We start from the raw sequence: 3,809 nt of genomic DNA, 5'->3' as shown, positions 1-3,809 counted from the left end.
GTCAAACGCCGGAGAAGCCGCAAGCTCGAAAGCGCTTGACCTCAACATGCCGAATAGAGAAGTGCTTCAGGACTGCTGCAACCCGGACTTTTTCAACACTATCCATACAAATTTTCCGATCCGTTGGAGGAATTGTGGAATTACGGTGACACTCATTAGCCGGCCGCGCGTCAAGAGTGCAGAGCATTTTTTTTGGCAGCGCGAACTGCCAATCCAATTCAGTGCCCAGCATTTGAACCGCACCCGTTCTCGGTTGACAGCTGCGTTCGCACCGCGCCAGATCAGGATCAAGCATCGACCGGCTCCTGGCAGGCGGCATCGCCGCCCCGGAAGAGGAGGATTCTTTCGGTAGTTGGAAATGCCCCGGAAGATCGGAGGTGCAGAGATTATGGATATGGACGGAACCCTTGAGAAGATATTCTCAGTAACAGCCATATGGACATCGGCCGCGACCATCCCTGTTTCGCTGATTTGGGGTGAATCCGCCTGGATGGCGGTTTTTATTGGCGCGATAGTTGCTGCCTCCTTTGCCTTTCCAAGAAGGTTAGCGGAGCTTCTCAATCGTTTCGAACACCCCATCGGTTATCTGGAGAGGAATTTCAAAAATGACTGGACCGGATGGAAGTATACAAAATCAAGCATAAAAATGATATATAATTTGAGTATTATCCAAAAGTATCACTATATATTACTTTTAATTACTGCCATTCATTTTATGATTTCGGGCGCCTTAAGTGAAAGCGGATTGGCTGTCGCGTATCTCGCAATTATGGCTGCATTCTCTTTGATTTCAGTTTCTTTTACACTGCATAAGAGAAACAGGTAGCGCTATGATAGTACTTTGAGCATCCGCTTGAGTGCCAATGAAGGATCTTCCCGGTTCCAAGATTGTTTCCCAAAAAGAAGCTAAAGTCGGTGATGTTGTTTAGTCGAGTGCAAAATTCGATGACGCCACCGGGGCGCCCTCTCTCCGGTCGCTTGATCCCGATTGATATTGATATCAGAAATAGGTGGCTGAAATGAAAATTAGTAAGCAGTGCCTACTTTCGGCCGCTGTGCTGAGTGCTGCGACTGCCGTATTGGTCTTGCTTATATTCTATCAGCAAATCACTGGCCCTTCGCCCAGATGGGAGGACGCGCTATCGCGTGAAAAGTTGACCGCACAATTTGGTGACATAAAAACTATTAGAAGAAGTCGGATTTGGGCCTATCTCGGTAAGCCCGATGAACCAAATATGGTCAAGCAATACGATCTTTGGTCTGACGACGATTTATTTGGAAAATATTTCGACGTAGTATACGACACCGAAGAATATAAGGAAAAAACGGATCATCAAGATCCGATTGCGATATATTGTTTTACCAATGCACAGTTATTTTATTTTACCACAAGTTTATACTGAATTCATCTCAGATTTACCTTGAATTGCTGTAACTCAACAATCCTGCCGATGCCTCAGCCTTGCGGCTTGACCAAATCAGCCGGGCTGATGTCGAGCAGGTCGAGCGTGCGGCGCAACAGCTGCATCTCGCTCCCGGCAAGTTGCGAATCGGCCTTGGCGATCTCGGCCATGTGGCGGGCGAGCAGCTTGCGTCGTTCGACGTCGAGGTCGCGGAATTGGGCGACGGCCTGCGAGCTGTTGGTCTCGTAGCCGAAATCGTTGAGATATTCGATGACGCTGTCGATGCTGGTTTCGGGAATGCCGAAGGCGTCCCGGCAGATACGCCTGAAGGCGGTCATTTCGCTTTCGCTGACCGAACCGTCGGCCAGGATCATACGGAACAGCATCAGCAATTCCGCCGACAGCACCGGATCGTCCGCGACCTTGCGCACGCCGGGGTCGCCGTCGAAGATCGAGCGTATCTGGTCCAGCAATCCCATCGCCATCAGCCCCTTCCGATTCGTCGGGAAGGTAGCGCGGAATCGGCTTGGCGCAAACGGGGTGCGAATGGTGGAAAAGCCGCCTGCGTGCGCTCATTGGTGTGTGACCGCGCGCCTGATACTATGCCGTTGTACGAATCATGTTGAGGAGGGACCGAACATGAATCTCAGTGCGCCTACCCAGCTTATTTTCATTATATCCCTTGTTATCGCCATTATCGGCGTTCTCGCCGCGCTTGGCGTCCTTGCGTTCATCCCTTTGGCTGCTGTGTGGATTGTCGTCATTGCTTACATCGTGCTGGCCGCCGGCTGCCTGATGCGCGGCGCCTAAACACGTCCAGACAATTCAGAATCTCAGGCAACTCGGAGCGCCCGGCCAAAAGCCGGGCGCTTTTGATTCCGACGGATGGTCTGTTAAAGTCGCGTGGCGGAAGGAAAGCGCATGCCCGACAGCGAAGACGGCAGCCGCCACGAAAGCCCAGGCCTCGATCGGTTCGAGATGGTGCGGCGCGCGCCGAGCCATCGGCTTCAGGGCGTCGTCACCGACATGTGCGGCTTTCGCGAAACCATGCCAGGCCATTTCCACGCCGTCGAATATGCCTCGCTGACCGTGCCGCTGGTCATCAGCTTTGCCGAACCCTTTGCCATTGGGCTCGGCCAGGACCCAGGCGACAATGACCGCTTCACCAGTTTTGCCGCCGGCCTTTATGCCGGGCCGGTAGTGATCGAATCCTGCGGCGGCACCTGCTGTGTGCAGATCAATTTCAGCCCGCTCGGCGCTCGTCGCTTCTTCGGCCGCCCGATGAGCGAACTGACCGACCGCATGGTCGGCCTGGATGACGTGCTCGGCGTAGAAGGCATCGCGCTGCGCGAAAGGCTTGGCAATGCGCAGGATTGGAGCACACGCTTTGCCATCGCCGAAGTCTTCGTCGGTGATCGGTTGGCAACCGCGGACCGCACTCAGGCCGAAATGGTCTGGGTCTATGAGACGATCGTCTCGACGCGTGGGCGGATCCGCATCTCGACGCTGGCCGAAAAGCTTGGCTGGAGCCGCAAGCATCTTACAGGAAAATTTTCGGACGCTATCGGCACCGGCCCAAAAACGCTCTCGCGCATTGTCCGCTTCAACCATGCGCTTGGGCTGTCGAGACATGCCAACAGCGCTTGGGCCGACATCGCCGCCGACTGCGGCTATGCCGACCAGGCGCATCTGGTGCGCGAGTTCCGCGACCTCGCAGGCGTCACGCCGACGACGCTTGCCGTGAGGTAACATTTCTTCAAGACGCGCGACCGGCCTTCGCCCAGACTGGGTTGATCGACCAACACAGCGAAGGAGATTGGCCATGCCGAACACCACCGAAGCACCGCGGCTTTACCCGGCGCTGCGCTACAGGAATGCCGGCAAGATGATCGACTGGTTGTGCGAGGCCTTCGGCTTCAGCGTTCGCGTCCGCCATGGCGAAGGCGACGTGGTGCACCACTCCGAACTCGCTTTCGGCTCTTCGATCATCATGCTCGGCACGGCGCGCGACGATGCCTATGGCAAGATGGTCGGCGCGCCCGGGTCGGGCGGCGGCAAGTCGATCTATGTCGCGGTCGCTGACGCCGACGCGGCATACGCGCGGGCAAAAACCGCCGGCGCCGAGATTCTGGAAGAACTCACCGACCGCGACTATGGCAGCCGCGAATTCATCTGCCGCGATCCGGAAGGCAACGTCTGGTCGTTCGGCACCTACTGGCCGAAGGCCAGCGAGAAAGCATGAACTGGTAGCGCTGCACATTCGGGATTGGCCGAAGCCTCCCAATTTCGTCATCCCTGGGCGGAGCAGGAGCGAAGCTCCGTCGCGGAGACCCTGGGATCCATATGTGGACGGCGCCCTGCCTGCAACGGTTGTTTTGCGTCGTTTTCGATCGCTTGCGTCCATAT

7 protein-coding genes are annotated in these 3,809 nt (G+C 55.8%); 5 read left to right on the top strand and 2 right to left on the bottom strand.

Going from position 1 to position 3,809, the window contains the following annotated elements; genetic code table 11:
* Position 1 precedes the first annotated feature (1 nt).
* Complete coding sequence (locus NKH49_RS34395; protein ID WP_352930101.1) at positions 2–295, bottom strand: hypothetical protein; 294 nt, start codon at positions 293–295, stop codon at positions 2–4.
* 63 nt (positions 296–358) lie between these two features.
* Here NKH49_RS34395 and NKH49_RS34390 point away from each other — a divergent pair, with 63 nt between their 5' ends.
* Together NKH49_RS34390 and NKH49_RS34385 are read left to right on the top strand one after the other, a co-directional pair.
* On the top strand, positions 359–826 hold the full coding sequence (locus tag NKH49_RS34390; protein ID WP_352500931.1) for a hypothetical protein: 468 nt from the start codon (positions 359–361) through the stop codon (positions 824–826).
* A 193-nt stretch (positions 827–1,019) separates the two neighbouring features.
* Positions 1,020–1,403 carry a hypothetical protein gene (locus tag NKH49_RS34385; RefSeq protein ID WP_352490693.1) on the top strand — a complete coding sequence of 128 codons (384 nt, stop codon included), beginning with the start codon at positions 1,020–1,022 and terminating at the stop codon, positions 1,401–1,403.
* A gap of 53 nt (positions 1,404–1,456) precedes the next feature.
* Here NKH49_RS34385 and NKH49_RS34380 read toward each other — a convergent pair whose 3' ends face one another.
* Positions 1,457–1,888 carry a TerB family tellurite resistance protein gene (locus NKH49_RS34380; RefSeq protein WP_352930097.1) on the bottom strand — a complete coding sequence of 144 codons (432 nt, stop codon included), beginning with the start codon at positions 1,886–1,888 and terminating at the stop codon, positions 1,457–1,459.
* A gap of 154 nt (positions 1,889–2,042) precedes the next feature.
* On the opposite strand from NKH49_RS34380, the gene NKH49_RS34375 reads away from it, so the two are divergent.
* The 3 genes from NKH49_RS34375 (at position 2,043) to NKH49_RS34365 (ending at position 3,645) form a co-directional block, all read left to right on the top strand.
* Complete coding sequence (locus NKH49_RS34375; RefSeq protein ID WP_352451984.1) at positions 2,043–2,213, top strand: hypothetical protein; 171 nt, start codon at positions 2,043–2,045, stop codon at positions 2,211–2,213.
* Positions 2,214–2,324: 111 nt separating this feature from the next.
* Positions 2,325–3,152, top strand: a complete 828-nt coding sequence (locus NKH49_RS34370) for a helix-turn-helix domain-containing protein (protein ID WP_352930094.1) — start codon at positions 2,325–2,327, stop codon at positions 3,150–3,152.
* 73 nt (positions 3,153–3,225) lie between these two features.
* The gene (locus NKH49_RS34365; RefSeq protein WP_352930092.1) at positions 3,226–3,645 is read left to right on the top strand and encodes a VOC family protein; all 420 of its coding nucleotides are present in this window, start codon (positions 3,226–3,228) and stop codon (positions 3,643–3,645) included.
* Positions 3,646–3,809 lie beyond the last annotated feature (164 nt).

Source organism: Mesorhizobium sp. M1088, assembly GCF_040318575.1.
Taxonomy (GTDB): domain Bacteria; phylum Pseudomonadota; class Alphaproteobacteria; order Rhizobiales; family Rhizobiaceae; genus Mesorhizobium.
This window is presented reverse-complemented; position numbering and strand designations above follow the sequence as displayed.

What these genes read in the sequence shown, in the direction of transcription:
- NKH49_RS34395 (WP_352930101.1), bottom strand. Translation starts at nt 295, where the DNA reads ATGCTTGATCCTGATCTGGCGCGGTGCGAACGCAGCTGTCAACCGAGA.
- NKH49_RS34390 (WP_352500931.1), top strand. Translation starts at nt 359, where the DNA reads ATGCCCCGGAAGATCGGAGGTGCAGAGATTATGGATATGGACGGAACC.
- NKH49_RS34385 (WP_352490693.1), top strand. Translation starts at nt 1,020, where the DNA reads ATGAAAATTAGTAAGCAGTGCCTACTTTCGGCCGCTGTGCTGAGTGCT.
- NKH49_RS34380 (WP_352930097.1), bottom strand. Translation starts at nt 1,888, where the DNA reads ATGGCGATGGGATTGCTGGACCAGATACGCTCGATCTTCGACGGCGAC.
- NKH49_RS34375 (WP_352451984.1), top strand. Translation starts at nt 2,043, where the DNA reads ATGAATCTCAGTGCGCCTACCCAGCTTATTTTCATTATATCCCTTGTT.
- NKH49_RS34370 (WP_352930094.1), top strand. Translation starts at nt 2,325, where the DNA reads ATGCCCGACAGCGAAGACGGCAGCCGCCACGAAAGCCCAGGCCTCGAT.
- NKH49_RS34365 (WP_352930092.1), top strand. Translation starts at nt 3,226, where the DNA reads ATGCCGAACACCACCGAAGCACCGCGGCTTTACCCGGCGCTGCGCTAC.